General features: G+C 69.7%; 13 protein-coding genes. 8 read left to right on the plus strand and 5 right to left on the minus strand.

Annotation, left to right across the window (positions count from 1 at the left end; translation table 11 throughout):
• Positions 1-68 precede the first annotated feature (68 nt).
• Both ETAA1_RS17140 and ETAA1_RS17145 read right to left on the minus strand, forming a co-directional pair.
• On the minus strand, positions 69-1,448 hold the full coding sequence (locus ETAA1_RS17140; RefSeq protein ID WP_145240553.1) for a fatty acid desaturase family protein: 1,380 nt from the start codon (positions 1,446-1,448) through the stop codon (positions 69-71).
• Positions 1,445-2,251 (minus strand): SDR family NAD(P)-dependent oxidoreductase, encoded by an 807-nt coding sequence (locus ETAA1_RS17145; protein ID WP_145240555.1) that lies wholly within the window; start codon positions 2,249-2,251, stop codon positions 1,445-1,447. Before ETAA1_RS17145 ends, ETAA1_RS17140 begins: the two co-directional genes overlap by 4 nt.
• Positions 2,252-2,521: 270 nt before the next feature.
• Here ETAA1_RS17145 and ETAA1_RS17150 point away from each other — a divergent pair, with 270 nt between their 5' ends.
• The 8 genes from ETAA1_RS17150 (at position 2,522) to ETAA1_RS17185 (ending at position 12,177) form a co-directional block, all read left to right on the plus strand.
• Entirely contained in the window at positions 2,522-3,790 is a 1,269-nt protein-coding gene (locus tag ETAA1_RS17150) for an O-antigen ligase family protein (RefSeq protein WP_145240557.1), read from the plus strand.
• A 90-nt stretch (positions 3,791-3,880) separates the two neighbouring features.
• Positions 3,881-5,377 carry a hypothetical protein gene (locus ETAA1_RS17155; RefSeq protein WP_145240559.1) on the plus strand — a complete coding sequence of 499 codons (1,497 nt, stop codon included), beginning with the start codon at positions 3,881-3,883 and terminating at the stop codon, positions 5,375-5,377.
• 231 nt (positions 5,378-5,608) lie between these two features.
• Positions 5,609-7,063 (plus strand): hypothetical protein, encoded by a 1,455-nt coding sequence (locus tag ETAA1_RS17160; RefSeq protein WP_145240560.1) that lies wholly within the window; start codon positions 5,609-5,611, stop codon positions 7,061-7,063.
• On the plus strand, positions 7,060-8,058 hold the full coding sequence (locus ETAA1_RS17165; RefSeq protein WP_145240562.1) for an AAA family ATPase: 999 nt from the start codon (positions 7,060-7,062) through the stop codon (positions 8,056-8,058). Before ETAA1_RS17160 ends, ETAA1_RS17165 begins: the two co-directional genes overlap by 4 nt.
• 6 nt (positions 8,059-8,064) lie before the next feature.
• On the plus strand, positions 8,065-10,068 hold the full coding sequence (locus ETAA1_RS17170; protein ID WP_145240564.1) for a DUF58 domain-containing protein: 2,004 nt from the start codon (positions 8,065-8,067) through the stop codon (positions 10,066-10,068).
• Positions 10,065-10,940: a hypothetical protein gene (locus ETAA1_RS17175; protein WP_145240566.1), complete on the plus strand. Its 876-nt coding sequence runs from the start codon at positions 10,065-10,067 to the stop codon at positions 10,938-10,940. The genes ETAA1_RS17170 and ETAA1_RS17175 overlap by 4 nt, the downstream gene beginning before the upstream one ends.
• Entirely contained in the window at positions 10,937-11,275 is a 339-nt protein-coding gene (locus tag ETAA1_RS17180) for a hypothetical protein (RefSeq protein WP_145240568.1), read from the plus strand. Before ETAA1_RS17175 ends, ETAA1_RS17180 begins: the two co-directional genes overlap by 4 nt.
• Before the next feature lie 161 nt (positions 11,276-11,436).
• Positions 11,437-12,177 (plus strand): HAD-IA family hydrolase, encoded by a 741-nt coding sequence (locus tag ETAA1_RS17185; protein WP_145240569.1) that lies wholly within the window; start codon positions 11,437-11,439, stop codon positions 12,175-12,177.
• A 22-nt stretch (positions 12,178-12,199) separates the two neighbouring features.
• Here ETAA1_RS17185 and ETAA1_RS17190 read toward each other — a convergent pair whose 3' ends face one another.
• From ETAA1_RS17190 to ETAA1_RS17200, 3 genes are read right to left on the minus strand one after another with little or no spacing between them, the layout of a single operon-like run.
• Positions 12,200-13,465 (minus strand): protoporphyrinogen/coproporphyrinogen oxidase, encoded by a 1,266-nt coding sequence (locus tag ETAA1_RS17190; RefSeq protein WP_202920186.1) that lies wholly within the window; start codon positions 13,463-13,465, stop codon positions 12,200-12,202.
• Between the two features lie 60 nt (positions 13,466-13,525).
• Positions 13,526-14,140 (minus strand): hypothetical protein, encoded by a 615-nt coding sequence (locus ETAA1_RS17195; protein ID WP_145240571.1) that lies wholly within the window; start codon positions 14,138-14,140, stop codon positions 13,526-13,528.
• Positions 14,141-14,187: 47 nt separating this feature from the next.
• Entirely contained in the window at positions 14,188-15,774 is a 1,587-nt protein-coding gene (locus tag ETAA1_RS17200; protein WP_145240573.1) for a 2-isopropylmalate synthase, read from the minus strand.
• Between the last annotated feature and the right edge of the window lie 63 nt (positions 15,775-15,837).

Consider the following 15,837-nt stretch of genomic DNA (forward strand, 5'->3'; position numbering starts at 1 on the left):
CCGGGGCAGCAACTCCGCCCCTGCACCTATCTCTGCAAACCAGGTGCCACTTCGCGGCGCCTGCGCCTCTACCCGCCGAATCGCTCGGCTGTCGAGTCCGCTGCGTCCCGTAGCCCTTCTGCCTCCGCCCGAAGTTGTTCCTGCTCCTCGAACGTGTCGCCGTCCATCACCGTGTTGTCGATGTACACCGCCTTCCCCGCCCCGTTGTACCCCGGCCCGAGCACATCGAGCACTGTCGGCCGGGTCTGCGGCGTGTGCGGCGGGCGGAAGTAGCCCTCCACCACGACCGCCTCGTCGCGGTACTCCGGGTACCCCATCAGCAGGTCGTGCAGCTTCCGGAGTCGGTAGTGCGGGATGGTCGCGTACAGGTGGTGTGGCAGGTGGTAATCCTGGCCCATCGGGAAGACGGCAAAGCGGATCGCCGGGGCGACCAGGAACGTCCGCGTGTTCGTCAGCCAGCCGCGGCCGCCGTTGCCGTGCTGCACGATCTGGCGGAGGATCATGAAGAACGCGAACGACGTGAAGAGAGGCACCAGCCACAGCAGCGCGTAGTAGCCGACGTAGGGCGAGCCGGTCACCTTCTGGGCGAACGTCAGCCCGGCGAACACAGCGGTGATGAACCCCACCCGCAGGATCGACGTGTAGCGGGCGTGAATGACCGGGTGGAGCCGGCTCTGGTGGTACTTGTCGTTCGGCAGCTTCAGGAACACCACGCTCACCACGGCCCACATCGCGGAGGGCACGGCGAGCAGCAGCCACGGCTCGTCCGCCAGGAAGAACAGGCCGGCGAGCGTTCCCACCAGAGCCAGCAGGTACACCACGCCGACGCGGACGGCCCCCTTGCTCGGCTTCTTTCCCTTGAACAGGTACGGGTTCGAGTCGGCGCCGGTGGCGTTGTAGCGTGCCCGTACCCGCATGAAGCGGATCAGCCGGAACGGCCACAATTGCCGGAGCAGGGCGCGGATGGCCTCTGGCCGCTCCACCGGGAAGTCGAGCCAGTGGCCGCTGGTCTTCAGCTGCGACACGTCCGGGTCGCGCTCGGGGTCGTTGACGAACTGGTGGTGCGCGAGGTGCTGCAACCGGTAGTGGTAGATGCTGCTGAACAGCGGGAACATCGTCAGCAGGTCGGTCGCCAGGTCGTTCAGATAGCGGCCGCGGAACAGGATGTGGTGCGAGCCCTCGTGCGCCAGCCCGGTCAATTGGTGCTGCCCGGCGCCGACCAGCACGATCGCCAGCAGCGCGACGGGGACGTTGAGCAGCCAGTGGAGCCCGAGCGCCTCGCGGCTCTCGAAGAACCACACGGCGCCACCGAGCACCACCGCGAGGTAGAAGTAACTGCGCGCGAGGTAGAACCAGTTGGTCAGGTTGTCGGTCCGCCGCAAGTCCTGGAGCGCGGCCTTGAGGGCCGTGTCGTTCAGGGACTTCGGCGGCGCGTCGGCGAGGCTCATGAGGGGGTCCCGGCGGCGTACAGCTTCTTGACCTTGCGGGCGATCAACCAGTTCGTCAGGCGTGGAAAGTAGCGGTTGAACCGCAGCAATCGCCGCGCCTCGGAGCCGAGCACCGTCTCCGTCTTGTTCGCGCGGATCGCAGCGACGATGCCCGCGGCCACTTCCTCCGGCTTCAACCCGTCGGTGAAGCGCAGGTCGGCCTTCCCGTCCACACGAATCCAGTTCTTGTCGAAGCCGCTGTCCGTCATCCCGGGCACCACGGTCAGCGTGTCCACCCCGAACCGGGCGAACTCGCCGCGCCAGGCCTCGGACATGCCGACTAGTGCGAACTTACTCGCCGAATACTCCGGCCACGCCGGCATCCCCTTCCGCCCGCACATCGACGTGACGTTCACCACGCACGGCTGCACGCCGTTCTCCAGGTGCGGCAGCGCCACCCGCGTGAGTTCGACGGGGCCGAAGAAGTTCGTTTCCATCACGCGGCGGGCGATGTCCTCCGTCGAGGTGGCGAAGTGACCCCAGCTGCCGATGCCGGCGTTGTTCACCAGGATGTCGAGCCCGCCGAACGCGGTCACGGCGGTTTCTACGAGCCGGCGGCGGTCGTCTGCGTTCGTGATGTCGGTGGGGACGACGACGTACTCGGCCGCGGGTAGTTCCCGAACAAGCGCGTCGAGGGTGTCGCGACTCCGGGAGGCCAGTGCGACACGGCAGCCGGCCACAGCCAACGCTGCGGCGGTGGCGCGGCCGATGCCACCGGACGCCCCCGTCAGGATCACCCGCTTGCCGGTCAAATCGCGCGTCATGGTGCGGCCCCGCCTCGGTCCTCCCAGTTTACCGGGTGCGACGGTCTGAGGGGCGCAGTCTAGGGGGCGGGGAAAGGGACCAGCGTATGAGTCGGGCGGTACGGTTTGCGTCACCGGAAAAATCGGAACACTTCTGATGATCCGCTTGCGGCATCGCGCACGCCAGCGTAAAGCCGCAAGCGGCAGCGGAAACAAAGTGCCCTTCCCCCGACCGATCGAATCCGCTTACCATCCCCGACCCTGCGCCCCACCCCTGCCGGACGCGCCCCGATGCGGTGGCTCCTGATCGGCTACATGTTCCTGTTCATCGACCGGCCGTTCGAGGTCTGGCCGTGGCTCGGCGACCTGCACGTCGAGCGGGTGTACATGCTGTTTACCCTCGCCGTCTGGGCCGCGTACCCCGGCAAGCGCTGGCTCCCGAACGCGCAGCATGCGGCCTACGCCCTGTTCGCCAGCGGCGTCGTCACCGCCTGGGCGCTCAGCCCGTGGGCCGACAAGGGGCTACCCACCGTCGAGGACTGGTTCAAGATCGTCGTCTTCTACGTCCTGCTGGTCACCACCGTCCACGACGAGAAGGGTCTGAAGCACATTGCCGTCGGCTTCCTGATGGTGATGGGGCTGTACCTGTTGCACTCCTTCCGCGAGTACCTCGGCGGCCGGCACACGTACCGCATGGGTATCGCCCGCATGGTCGGCGTGGACACCACGCTCGGCGACCCGAACAGCTTCGGCGCCAGCATCATCTACGCGTTGCCGATCGTGGCGGCGGCGTGGCAGTCGAACCTCGGCGGCCGGCTCGGCAAATTCACGATCGCGGGTTATGTCGGCCTGTCGAGCATGTGCATCCTGCTCACCGGCTCGCGCGGCTCGCTGCTGGGGCTGTGCGTGTGGTTCGCCGTCATTGTGTGGGGCACCCGCTACCGGGCGCGGGCGGCGCTCGCGCTCGTCGTCGCGGCCCCGCTGGCGTTCGTGGCGCTGCCGGACTCGTTGCAGAACCGCTTCGAGACGATCATCAACCCGGAGGTCGGCCCGGCCAACGCCCGCGAGTCCGGCCAGGGGCGCATCGAAGGGTTCTTCACCGGTCTGAATCTGTGGGCGAACAGCCCCCTCAGCGGCGTCGGCCCTGGCGTGTGGCGGGCGGCGACGGGGAGCAAGATCGAATCACACAACCTGTACGGCCAACTCGTCGGCGAGACCGGCACCGCGGGGCTGATCGGCTTCGTGGCTGTCGTTGTATGTTTCTGGTTGAACCTGCGGGCGGTGAAGCGGATGAAGGCTTCGCTGCCGCCGGAGCAGCACAACGACCTGATCTTCACGCTGCCGCGGGCGGTGGGAGTAGCGCTATTCCTGCTTCTGCTCATGGGGGCGGTGGGACACAACCTGTTCCGCTTCACCTGGCTGTGGTTCGGCGGCTTCCTCATCATCGCCCGCCACTGTGCCGCACGTCGCGTCGCGGCATATCTGGCTGAAGGCGTGTCGGAGGCAGAAGCCGAGCCGGTGGCCGAGGGGTGGGTGGTTCACCCGGCACACGCGAGTTGACCCGCGAGCGGGGCTTCGTCACGAGCGCTTGCCTCTGCCACTTGGTTCGGCAACAATACGGTTGTTTGTTGTTCCGCGCAGGGGCCCGCCGTGACCAACCGCCGCAGGGTGTTCGGCTGCTCCGCTGCCTTTTTCGTCGCCGTCATGCTCGTCTCGTCTGCCCAGGCCCAGCCTCAACCCTTTCCGGGTCAGCGTGACCCCCGCGACCCGTCCACCGACGAGGTGAAGCGGCGACTTGAAGCGTTCCTCAACCGCGACCGCGCGGGCGGCGCCGGGGTCCAACCGTTCCCGAACGCCGTCACGCCGGAGCAAATGCAGCGGATCGCGGAACTTGCCAAGCAACTTGGCTTGAACCCCGGCGGCAACGGGAAGCTGACTCCGGATCAGATGAAGCAACTCGGCGAGAGGCTGAAGAACGACCCGCGGTTCAACGAGATGAAGCAGAACGGCGGGGCGCCGCCGTTCGGGTTCAATCCCGAGAAGGGCACACGCCCGCCCACCCGCATCGAGGGGAAGGGTGACCCGTTCGAGTTCGACAAGGGCGATGGGACGGGGAAAGCAGTCCCCGACAGGGGCGACCCACGGCCGGTACCCCCGCCCAAGCTGGTACCGCCCACGCTGGACAAGAACGGCGAACGCCTCGTGCCGCCACCCCAAGTGTTTCCGCCCGAGCCGCGCCCCGGTCTGAAAGACCCGGGCGTCGAGATACCGCCGTGGGACCAGCCGGCGAGTCCCCAGGACAAGGCCCGGCAGGCCGCCGCGGCAATGTGGGAGAAGGGCATCGGGCCGCTCGACGAAACGCCCGCCGTCAAGAAGGCGCTGTTCGACATCGTCGACGGAACCGGTGACCTGAAGGACCCCGACGGCAACGGCCTGTGGGACTCCCTCTCGAAGGACCTCGGCGACGGGAAGGGATTCGGCGACCTGTTCAACGGCCTCGACGGCGGCGGCGACTGGGACCTGGGCGGCGGCGCCGACTGGTCGTTCCCGAAGATGAACTGGAACTTCAACTGGGGGAGCAGCCGCCCGCCGGACATCGGTTCCGCCGGCCCCGCGCGGGAGAGTTGGTTCTCGCGCTGGCGGAAGAGTTCGTCGTCCTCGTCGTCGAGTTCATCGCCCGGGTCGTCGTGGTTCAGCGGGTGGAAGGCGCCACGCTGGAACATCGGCATCCCGGCGTTGAACGGGACGTGGTGGCCGGTCCTTTTCCTGATACTGGCGCTCGTGGGCGGCGTCTTCTTGTGGCGGTTGATCGCGAAGTACCGGCGGCCGGACGTGAACGAAATCGACCCGTACGCCCTCGGCCCGTGGCCGGTGGACCCACACCACCTCCGCAGCCGGGCCGACGTGGTGGTGGCGTTCGAGCACCTGAGCGTGCTCCTGTGCGGCGAGGTAGCCAAGACCTGGACGCACACCACAATCGCCGGTGCACTGTCGGAGATGGCCATGGCCGAGCCGGCGCGGGCGATGATGCTGGCGCGGCTCTACGAGCTCGCCCGCTACACACCGATCGACGAGCCGCTGACGACCGCGGAGTTGGCCGAGGCCCGTAGGCTGGTGTGTCGCCTGGCGGGGTTCACGGACGACTGACGACACTGCTATGGTCCTTCGTCCAGCGGACTCAACGCATCCACGGAACCCCTCCCCCTCTCCCGTGGACACAATGTCCTCGCACCGAGTGACGACCGCCGCATGACGACGCCCCGCCTCTTGCTAACGCTCGCCGTTGCGCTCGCCCCAGCGACTGCGTGGGGGCAGCCACTCCCCCCAGGCTTTGGCGCGCCGCACCCCGCGCGGACCATCAGCCGCTTGGGTACTCACGTGTTCCGCTGGCTGGTCGACCGCGGCGGGTTGAAGCCGATGACAGACAGCGAGTTGGTTTTAGTAACCAGGCAGCAGCAGTATTCCGACACCGTCGTGATCGTATTCGGGTCGTGGAACTCCAACGCCGGTTGGCAGCCGCAGCCGGGAGGCCAGCCGATCTCGACGTGGGTCTCGAACGCGAGCCAGTTCGGCGGCGCGGTTTTGGTGGCGAACGACACGTTCCAAAGTGTTTCATTCGGCGGTCGGCAACCTGTACAGTTCAGCGGCCAGCGCGTCATCACCCCCCAACCCGGTGTCGGCGAGTGGCTCGTGTTGAACCGCAACGAGATTGAGCAGTTCGCGGTGCCAGCCGTGCGGCCACCCGGCGCGGCCGGCCCGGAGTGGGAGCTCCTAGGCGGCGACCGGCCGCTCCCACGCGTCGTAACCGAACTCCCTGGTACGTTGTCGAACCTCAAAGGTAGCGGCCTCACGCCGCTCGCCGGGTTCCCGTGGAACGCCCAGTTCCGCAACACCCGCGCGCTCGTGTCCGGTACGTCCGACGCGTTCATCGCCGGCGCCAGTCGACACCCCCAGACCGGTCGGCCGTGTCGACTCATCGCAGTCGCCGACCACGCCGTGTACCTCAACGGCCAGCTGTTGGCCGCGGAGGGCGGCGTCGCCACCGACAACCTGGAATTCGCCGATCGGACGGTGAAGTTCCTGACCGGTGGGAACGGGGACGAGAAGCGGACGAAGTGCCTACTGGTCGTCGACGGGGTAGTCGTCCGCGACTACGGCGAGTTGAACCAACTCCTCCGCCCGCCGCCCCCCCCGCTACCCAAGCCCGACTGGGAGAAGCTGCAGCCAAAGCTCGTGGACCTGGGCAACCAACTCATCGACAAGTTCCAGGAGAACGACTTCCTCAACCGCGCGGTCGTCGGCAAGAACCCGGACGAGCCGCGCAGCCAGCTCCGCACGCTACTGGGGCTCTTGCTGACCGCGGCGTGTCTCTGGGCAGCGATGTCGCTGGTGCGTAGAGTGTTGGGGGCGCGAGAGCCGACCGACCTGAACGCCGCCCCGCCGGGCGGCCGCCCGCCGCCGCCGCCCGGCGGGGCCGCGGGCGTGTTCGGCCGCCGTAGCAAGGAGCTGGCAACCCGCGACAACCTGCTGGAGCCGGCCCGCGCCGCGTGCCGCGACTTCTTCGACACCGTCGGCCGCCCGCCCGAGCCGGGGCCGCGCCTGCCGAAGGTCGTCATTACCGACGTGGTGAGGAAGCCGGAGACGCTGCGGCAGGCGCTCCGCGACCTGTGGGCCGTGGCCTTCGGCCGGCCGGCACCGGTGACGGCCGTGCGGTGGGCGGCGCTGGAGCCGCTGCTGGCGCGGGCCCTGGCGGCCCACCGCGAGAAGAAGTGGCGGTTCGTTGAGGCCGAGGCGTGGCCGGACGTTTCGACGCGATCGAGGGGCGAGGCATGAGCGCGGTCCCGTCCGTGAACACCGAGGCGCACTCGGCGTCGCTTCCGGCCCGCGAGCTTGCCCAGCAGGCGAGCGAGATATCCCGCAAGGTCACCGCCGAGGTCGCCCGCGTCGTGGTCGGCGCGGAGGACGTGACGCGGCAACTCCTCATCGCCCTCATGGCCGGCGGCCACGTCCTCCTCGAAGGCGTACCCGGCGTCGCCAAAACGACGCTCTCCAAAGTCTTCGCCCGGCTCCTCGGCTGCCAGTTCAACCGCGTCCAATTCACGCCCGACTTGCTCCCGTCGGACGTGACCGGCACAAGCATTTACGACCGTAACAAGAACGACTTCGTGCTGCGCCACGGGCCGATCTTCACCCAGGTGCTACTGGCCGACGAGATCAACCGCGCCCCGGCCAAGACGCAGGCGGCGCTGCTTGAGGCGATGCAGGAGTATCAGGTGACGGTGGACGGGCAGACGATCCCACTACCGCGGCCGTTCCTGGTGATGGCGACACAGAACCCCGTAGAGCAGGAGGGCGTGTACCGCCTCCCCGAGGCCCAGCTCGACCGCTTCCTGCTTCGCGTGGAGATGGGCTACCCCGGCTTCCACCACGAGGTGAACCTACTGAAGCTCCACAGCAAGCCGAGCGTGGACGTGCAGCAGCTGTTCGACCCCGACCTGATCCTGAGTTTGCAGTCGAAGCTCCCGCACGTGTACGGCAACGAGACGCTGTACCCGTACATCGTGCAGCTGGCCGAGGAAAGCCGCAAGCACCCGGACGTGTCGCTCGGCGCCAGCCCGCGGGCGGCGCTTAACCTCCTCCGCTGCGCCCGCGCGCGGGCCGTGTTGGAGGGCCGCCACTATTTCACCCACGAGGACGTGCAGGCCGTTGCCTACGGCGTGCTCGGCCACCGCCTCATCCTCCGCCCCGAAGCCGAGATCGAGGGGACCGCCGTCGCCGACGTCGTCCGAGACATCATGGCCGCCGTGCCCGTTCTCGAGAAGGAGTAGCCGCGGATGCTGACCGCCCGCGGCTACTGGTTCCTCGTCCTGGTCGCCTTCCTGCTGGCGCTGGGCGTCGTCGTTCTCCCAGATTACACCGTCGTCCCGGCCATCCTCGGCCTGACACTGTTCGCGTGGTTCGCGTGGGAGTGGGTGATGTTCCGCACCCGCGTCCTGGCGTGCGTCCCCCGGATGCGGGCCGAGCGGCGGCTCGTACAGGGCGGCCGCGAGGTGCCGATGGTGTGGGCCGGGCTGCCGTTCGAGGTCCGCCTCTGCGTCGCGCACGACGGCTTCGCCCGCCTCCCGTTCGTGTTCCTCGAAGACCGCCTGCCGCAGGCCGCCGACCTGGACGCCGGGTCGAACAGCGGGGCCTACCTCATCTCCGCCGAAGAGCCCGCGAACCTCACTTTCACGCTGAAGGCGCCCGGCCCTGGTGTGCTGCGGTTCGAGGGCGTGCGCGTCCGCGTCGCCGACGTCCACGGCTTCTTCCACGTCCGCCGCTTCCTCCGCGACGAGGTCGAGACGCTGATCCTGCCGCCGTTCACCGACGAGGAGGGCCGCCAGCGTGCCGACAAGCGGATGAACACGCTCCCGCCGCCGGGCGGCCACCGGTTGCGTCGGCCCGGTTCCGGCAGCGAGCTCCTCGACCTGCGCGACTACATCCCCGGCGACCCGCCGAAGATGATCGCCTGGAAGGCAAGCGCCCGCCGCGACCGGCTCATCACGAAGGAGTACGAGAGCGACGTGCCCGTGCGCGCCGTGCTGTTCCTGGACACGTCCGAGGGCGTGCGGCTCGGCCCGCCCGGCACGACGCCGCTGGCCCGCATGGCGGCACTGGCGTCCGGCGTGGCCCAGGCCGCGGCCGCCAACCGCGACCTGGTCGGCCTCACCACGTTCGACGAGGAGGCGGCCCTCGCATTGAAGCCAGCCCGGACCCGGATCCACATGCTCGACATGATGCGCCGCCTCGCCGAGGCAGCGGCGCTGCAGCCGACGCCGCGCGGCGCCCCGCCCGAGCAGCTGACCCGCCGCGCGTACCCGCTGGCCGAGGAGCTGTACCCCGAGCTGACCGACCGAAAGCTCAACACCGTACCCCTCAGCCGTCTGTGGCTGCCGATGCTGGAACGGTGGTGGGGCTGGATCGTGCTGCTCCTCATCCTGTCGCCGGTACTGACCGCTTCGTCCATCGCGTACTTCGGGCCGAACAAGATCGCGTCGTGGTGGATCGACACCACCGCCAAGATGGGCCTGAGCCTCATCCGGAACTCCTTCGTCCGGCGGACCGACGGCATTTTCGGCCTGTTTCTCCGGTTCGGCTGCCTGCTGGTGACGTTCCTGCTCCCGTCCTTGATCGGCGGCCTCATCTGGCTCATCTACGGCGTCCGCGGCTGGTTCGGCGCCAAGAAGGTAGAACTGGTGCAGCGGAAGCGGCTGTGCGCCGTAATGGCCCAACTCGACGGCACCGGCGTGGACGCGGTCGAGCGGCTCGTTCACGACGACGCCGCCTACGCCGTCCGGGTCGGGAAGTTCCTCGCCGACCGGCAGATCCGCGTGCCGGTGCCGCTGTACGACGACCTCGGCCGCTTCCGCTTCCGCTCGCCAGGAAAGGTGCAGGTCCTGGCTGCCGAGCTGGTAAGGGCCGTGAGCCGGGCGCGCGACAACGAGTTGTACGTCATCCTCGCCGACCTGGCCGAGTTGGGGCCGGACCTGGGGCCGCTGGAGAAGGCGGCGCGCGTCGCCCGCGCCCGGAAGCACCACGTCATGGTCATCCTGCCGTGGCCGGCCGACCTGCCGGGGCCGGACGATAAGCCCACGCCGAAGCTCCCCGGCCGGAACCCGACGATGAAGGCCGCGACCGTCCTCGACGCGATGGCGAAGCACTATCACGAGCAATTCCGCCGCGTCCGCCGGGCGCTCGGGCGGAGTGGCGCCACCGTCATCCGCGTGAACGAGACCGACCCCGTCCGGGTCGTACTCGACCGGCTCGACCGCCTCCGGGGGCTCCGCACCCGCCGATGAGTACCGCCGTCGCCACCGACGACAAGCCGCCCGGCCGGTTCGACGCCCTGGTCGAGCGGTTCGCCGACGGGCGCGTCCGCACGCTGCTGTTCGCCGGGCTCGGCGGGCTGGCCATGCTGTTCGTCGTGCTGTTCGAGCGCGGCGCCGACATCGGCGGACTCATGATCGGCGTCATCGGCGCCGCCGGGCTCGCCTTCGGCTGGCGCGGCTCTCCGGCGTTCGTGCTGCTGATCCTGCTTTACTTCCTGGCCTTCCCCTACGGGCTGCCCCCGCCGGAGGAAGACCCGTTCGAGCTGCAAGAGGGCACCTTCCGCGTCGCCGACCTGATGCTCGCCGCGGCGCTCGTCGTGTACCTGTCGGCACACTACCGGCTGCTCGGCCTCACCTCCCTGGCCATGCCGCCCGAGCCCGCCGGCTTCGGCCGCAAGCTCGCGCAGCGGAGGCGGCCCGCCGACCTGATCCGCAAGGGCGAGCTGCCACGGCTGTTCTACCTGACCGCGGCCGTGGTCGTGGTGGGGCAGATCGTGTGGGCCGTCGTCATCAACCTGGAAGTGGACATCCTTGCCGACTTCCCGCTGCGGACCGCCGAGGGGCCGGTGTGGCGCCGCGACGGCGGCGACATGAGCCCCTGGCGGACGCGGCTGACCGTGGTCGTCGGCCTGATCTTTTTCGGCACGCTGCTCGCCCGGCTGGTGTTCGGCTACTGGCGGCTGCGGACGATGACCCCGGCCGAGGGGGCGATGCTCCTCACCGACGCCGGCTGGAACGAGACCAAGCGCGAGCGGGTGCGGGTGGAGTCGTGGCGGATGTGGGGCGTGAAGCGCGTCGCCGACCGGGTGCGGGCCGGGTTCGGCAAGAGGGGGAAGCGATGACGTACTGGCTGCGCGAGATCGGCGGGTGGCTGCTGGTGCTGCTCGGGCTGTACTTCTTCGCCCAGGCCTTCGACTTCCTGCTGCGCAAGCGGGTGTTCGAGGCCGGGCCGACGGTCGTGATCGGCTTCGTCATCTTCCGCGGCGGCATCCACATCCTGAAGGTGGCGGTGGCGGCGCAGGCCGCCCGCAAGCTGCCGCTGGCCGTCGCCGAAGCCCGTCGCCGGCCGCGTACGCCGACCAAGCAAGTCGGCCCGACGGCGAACAAGGCGGTCGTGCCCGGCCCGCAGAACCCCGCCCGCCGCCGCGACCCGCTCGGCACCGGCGGCCGCGCCTGACCCCGACATTCAGCCCGTATTCATTGTTTCCGGCCGAGGGGGGTCGATCTCCGGAAACATGTCAACGACTCATAAAAAAGCCTGTTCGATCTAGCCACGGCGCAGGCTTCCGCTCCAGGTACTGACCGGCCAACGGGTTCGCTCCCGGGGACACGCACGCGATGATCCACCCCGGCGCGCGGGCGGTGTTCTTCGACGCCGTCGGCACCCTGTTGTTTCCGGCAATACCGCCGGCCGACACGTACGCGTCCGCCGCCCGCCGCCAGGGTGTGACCGTTGACCCCGCCGTCATTTCGACGCGGTTCGTCGCCGCCTTCCGGGCCGAGGAAGCCGCCGACCGCGCCGCCGGCTGGGTGACGGACGAGACGCGTGAACGCGAGCGCTGGCGGCGAATCGTCGCCGCGTCCCTCCCCGAGTTGCCGGACGCGGCTCGCGGCTTCGCCGAGTTGTTCGAGCACTTCGCCCGCCCCGAGGCCTGGGAAGTTCACCCCGACGCCGCGGCCGTGTTCGCCGAACTCACCCGGCGTGTCATCGTCGCCGGGATCGGATCGAACCTCGACGACCGGCTGACGCGGGTGGTCGCGGGTCACCCCGAACTCGGGCCAGTCGCAGGGCGTGTGATCGTGAGCGCGGCCGTCGGCCACCGCAAGCCGTCGGGGCGGTTCTTCGCCGAGGTGGTACGGGCCGCCGGGTGCGAGCCCGGTGAGATCGTGTTCGTCGGCGACGACGTGGAGAACGACTACGCCGGCGCCGAAGCGGCTGGTCTCGTGCCGGTGCTGCTAACTTCCCGCGATCAGGAGCCTATCATGCGGCGAGTCGGGCGGCTCCGCGAATTGACCGGCGAGCCGGGGGCGTCGGCCCCTGAGTTCTCGGGGCGAGGGGAACGAGAATCCGGGGGCTGACGCCCCCGGGCTCGCCGGGCATTCACGTCAACTCAGCGTGCAAGTCTTCCATCGCGGCCTGGGCGGCGCGGAAGCCGCTGGTCATCGCCCCGTCGATCGAGCCGTTGTCGCGGTGGTCGCCACACACGTACAGCCCCGGCCGGAGCCGCACCGGCCGCTGCCACGGGTCGAGCTTCCCCGCCGTCTGGTCCGGCAGCGCGTGCGCGATGCGGTCCACCCGCAGCAGCCGCCAGCCGTCGACCGCCGACCCGTACCACGCCCGAAGCTGCTCCCGCGCCCGCCGGTCGAGCGCCGCATCGTCGTCCGCGGGAACGCCGACCACCGCGGCGGCCATCAGCGCCTCGCCCAGCGGCGCGTACCCCGGGGCCGCGTTCGACATCACCACCACGCTGTTCACCGGCCCCCGCCCTTCCCCGTCGAGCATCAGAATCGGCTCGGACACCGGCGGCCGGTCGGCGGCGTACCACAGCGTCGTGCTGCCGTTCGAGCCGGGGTCGGGCACCTCGTCACCGAGCAGCCGGGCCGCGGCCGGACCCTCCGTGGCAACCACGACGGCCCGGCCCCGCAGCGTCTCGCCGTCGGCCAGTGTCACCTCGCGGTGGCCGAGTTGCCGCACCGCAGCCCCGAGCCGTACCAACCCGACCGGTAGCCCGGCCGCGAGTTGGTCGGGGATGGCCTGCATCCCCGCGGCCGGCACCGCGCCCGGGCCTTCGGCGAAGGTGCGGAACACGAAGCGGAAGAAGCGGCTGGACGTGGTCAGTCCCGCGTCCAGCGCGACGCCGCCGAAGAACGGGCGGAACAGTCGGTCGATCATCTTCGGGCTGAACCCGGCCGTGTCGCGGAGGAGGTCGAGCGTGAGCCGCTCGTCCTTCGTGGTCTGGGCGTCGAGCCGGCCGCGGCTGAGGTTCCAGTACAGCTTGACGAGCCGGAGCTTGTCGGCGGCCGAGCCGACGGGGTTGAACAGCGACAGCGCCGCGGATGGTTCGGTCCGCGGGTCGGCGACGCGGCGGAAGCGGCCGCCCACCCACACGAGGGCGCCGCGCGTGAACGGCTTGAGGTCGAGGGCGGCGAGGTCGAGCACCCGCCGCCCCTCGGGGTAGGCGGTGAGGTAGAGCTGGAACCCGCGGTCGAGGCGGAAGCCGTCCGCGGTGTCGGTGCGGACGCGGCCCCCGACTCCGTCGGACGCTTCGAGGATGCGGAACGAAACGCCGCACTCGGCGAGCCGCTTCCCGCAGCACAGCCCGGCTAGCCCGGCGCCGACGATCAACACGTCCGGTTCCTCGATCAACTGACACCCTCCGGGGTGACGACACGGGCCGCACGCTGCAATTCCTGGGCCTTCGTCGCCCTACTTCGACCGGAGGCGCGCCGCCAATTTCGGGAGCAATTGCTGGATGAGGCCGTCGGCCTCGGGTCCGATGTCGGCGAACAACGGGTCGCCGGTCGCGCCGAGTTCGGCGTACAGGGTCATCTGGCCGATCTCCCGGGCGAGGCGCTGGCACTCCAGCTTCATGGCCCGGGGTACGCTCGGGGCGGCGAGTGCCTCGCGGGCCTCGGCCACCTGCTGCGTGAGGTACGCGGGGTTGTCGCGTGCGATTCCGGGGTCGGCGAGAAGAGCCGCCCGCGACGCCGCGACGCCGTCCGGTTGCGTGGCGCCGCCGAGCCGCACGAGGAGGGCGTGGGTGAACGTGGCCGGGCACCACAGGCTGTAGTTCACGCGGTCTCTCGGGAGTGGCGGCGGCTCGGGCACCGCCGCCGCGACCGCCGCCGCGACCGCCGCCGCCTCGCGGGGCCGCTCCAGCGCCCAGAGGAACGCGACAAGCTCGGCCATCTCGAACAGTACCGCCGACTTCGTCACCGACCAGCGCTTGACGAGCCCCGCCTTGAACTTCGCCAGGTAGGGGTTCGTTTCGCCGTCCGGGTGGGCCTCCGGGGGCGGCACGGGGGGAGGTTGTTTCGCCATTCGGTATGCCTCGTCGATAAGGATGAACACGATCCGTCGGCGGTGCCTCACGTCGCCGCCGGCACGACCTCCGGCGGCACGGCGTCGGTCGGCTTCAGCCGGTCGCGGACCTGGCGGCTGGCGACGCGGTTGATCACCTCCAGGTACGCCAGGGCGCTCGCCTCCACCACGTCCACGCTCACCGCCCGGGCCTTCGACCGCCGGCCGCGGTGCTCGATCTCCACCTGCGCCTCGCCGAGCGCGTCCATGTCCTGCGTCACCGATCGAACGCGGTAGTCCACCACCTTCACCGGCAGGCCCGTCACCCGGTCGATCGCCTTGAACAGCGCGTCGATCGGGCCGTTGCCGACGGAGGCGTCGCGGTGGACGGTGCCGTCGGCGTGGCGGAGCGACACCGCCGCCGACGTCTGCGAGCCGGTGCCGGCGGTGCTGGTGAAGCCGATCAGCGTCCACGTGTTGCCGGCGTCGAACTGGAGCTGGTTCTCCGCCAGCGCCTCGATGTCGGCGTCGTACACCTCCTTCTTCTTGTCGGCCAGCTTCTTGAACTCGTCGAACAGCCGGTTCAGCTGCTCGTCGGTCAGGTGGTAGCCGAGGTCGGTGACGCGCTGCTTCAGGGCGTGGCGGCCGCTGTGCTTGCCGAGTACCAGTTCGGTGCGGGCGATGCCCACGTCCTCGGGCCGCATGATCTCGTAGGTGCTCCGCTCCTTCAGCATCCCGTCCTGGTGGATGCCGGCCTCGTGGGCGAAGGCGTTCTGCCCCACGATGGCCTTGTTCCGCTGCACCGCCATGCCGGTGACGTGGCTCAGCTTGCGGCTCAGCGGGTACAGGAGCCGCGTGTTCACGCCCGTCGTCAGGCCGTAGAAGTCCTGCCGCGTCTTCAGCGCCATCACCACCTCCTCGAGCGCCGTGTTCCCGGCCCGCTCGCCGATGCCGTTGATGGTGCACTCCACCTGCCGGGCGCCCTCCATCAGCGCGGACAGGCTGTTGGCCACGGCCAGCCCCAGGTCGTCGTGGCAGTGGACGCTTAGCACGACGTTGTCCACGCCGCGGACGGTCTGCTTGAGATGGCGGATGACGGAGGCGTAGTGCTGCGGGGTGGCGTAGCCGACGGTGTCCGGGATGTTGAGCGTGGTGGCGCCGGCCTCGATGGCCTTCTCCACGACCTCGGTGAGGAAGTCGAGCTCGGTGCGGGCGGCGTCCTCGGGCGAGAACTCGATGTCGGCGCACAGGTCGCGGGCGCGCTTCACGCCATCGACGGCGCGGGCGACGATCTGCTCGCGCGTCATCTTCAGCTTGAACTCGCGGTGGATGGCGCTGGTGGCGAGGAAGACGTGGATGCGGCCGCGGGCGGCGTCCTTGACGGCCTCGCCGGCGCGGTCGATGTCGGCCGGGTTACACCGGGCCAGGCCGCAGATGACCGGCCCCTGCACCTTCTGGGCGATGGCGCGGACGCTCTCGAAGTCGCCGGGCGAGGCGATGGGGAAGCCGGCCTCGATCACGTCCACGCCCAAGTCCGCGAGGGCGAGGGCCAGTTCCATCTTCTCGCCGGGGTTCATGCTGCAGCCCGGGCTCTGCTCGCCGTCGCGCAGCGTGGTGTCGAAGATGACGACGCGGTTGGGGTCGGTCGGCGGCATCGGCTGTCCTCACGGAGATCGTGGTGGTGTAAACGCGAACGGCCCCGGAACCAGAGGTCCGGG

Origin of the sequence: Urbifossiella limnaea (assembly GCF_007747215.1) — a bacterium.
GTDB lineage: Bacteria > Planctomycetota > Planctomycetia > Gemmatales > Gemmataceae > Urbifossiella > Urbifossiella limnaea.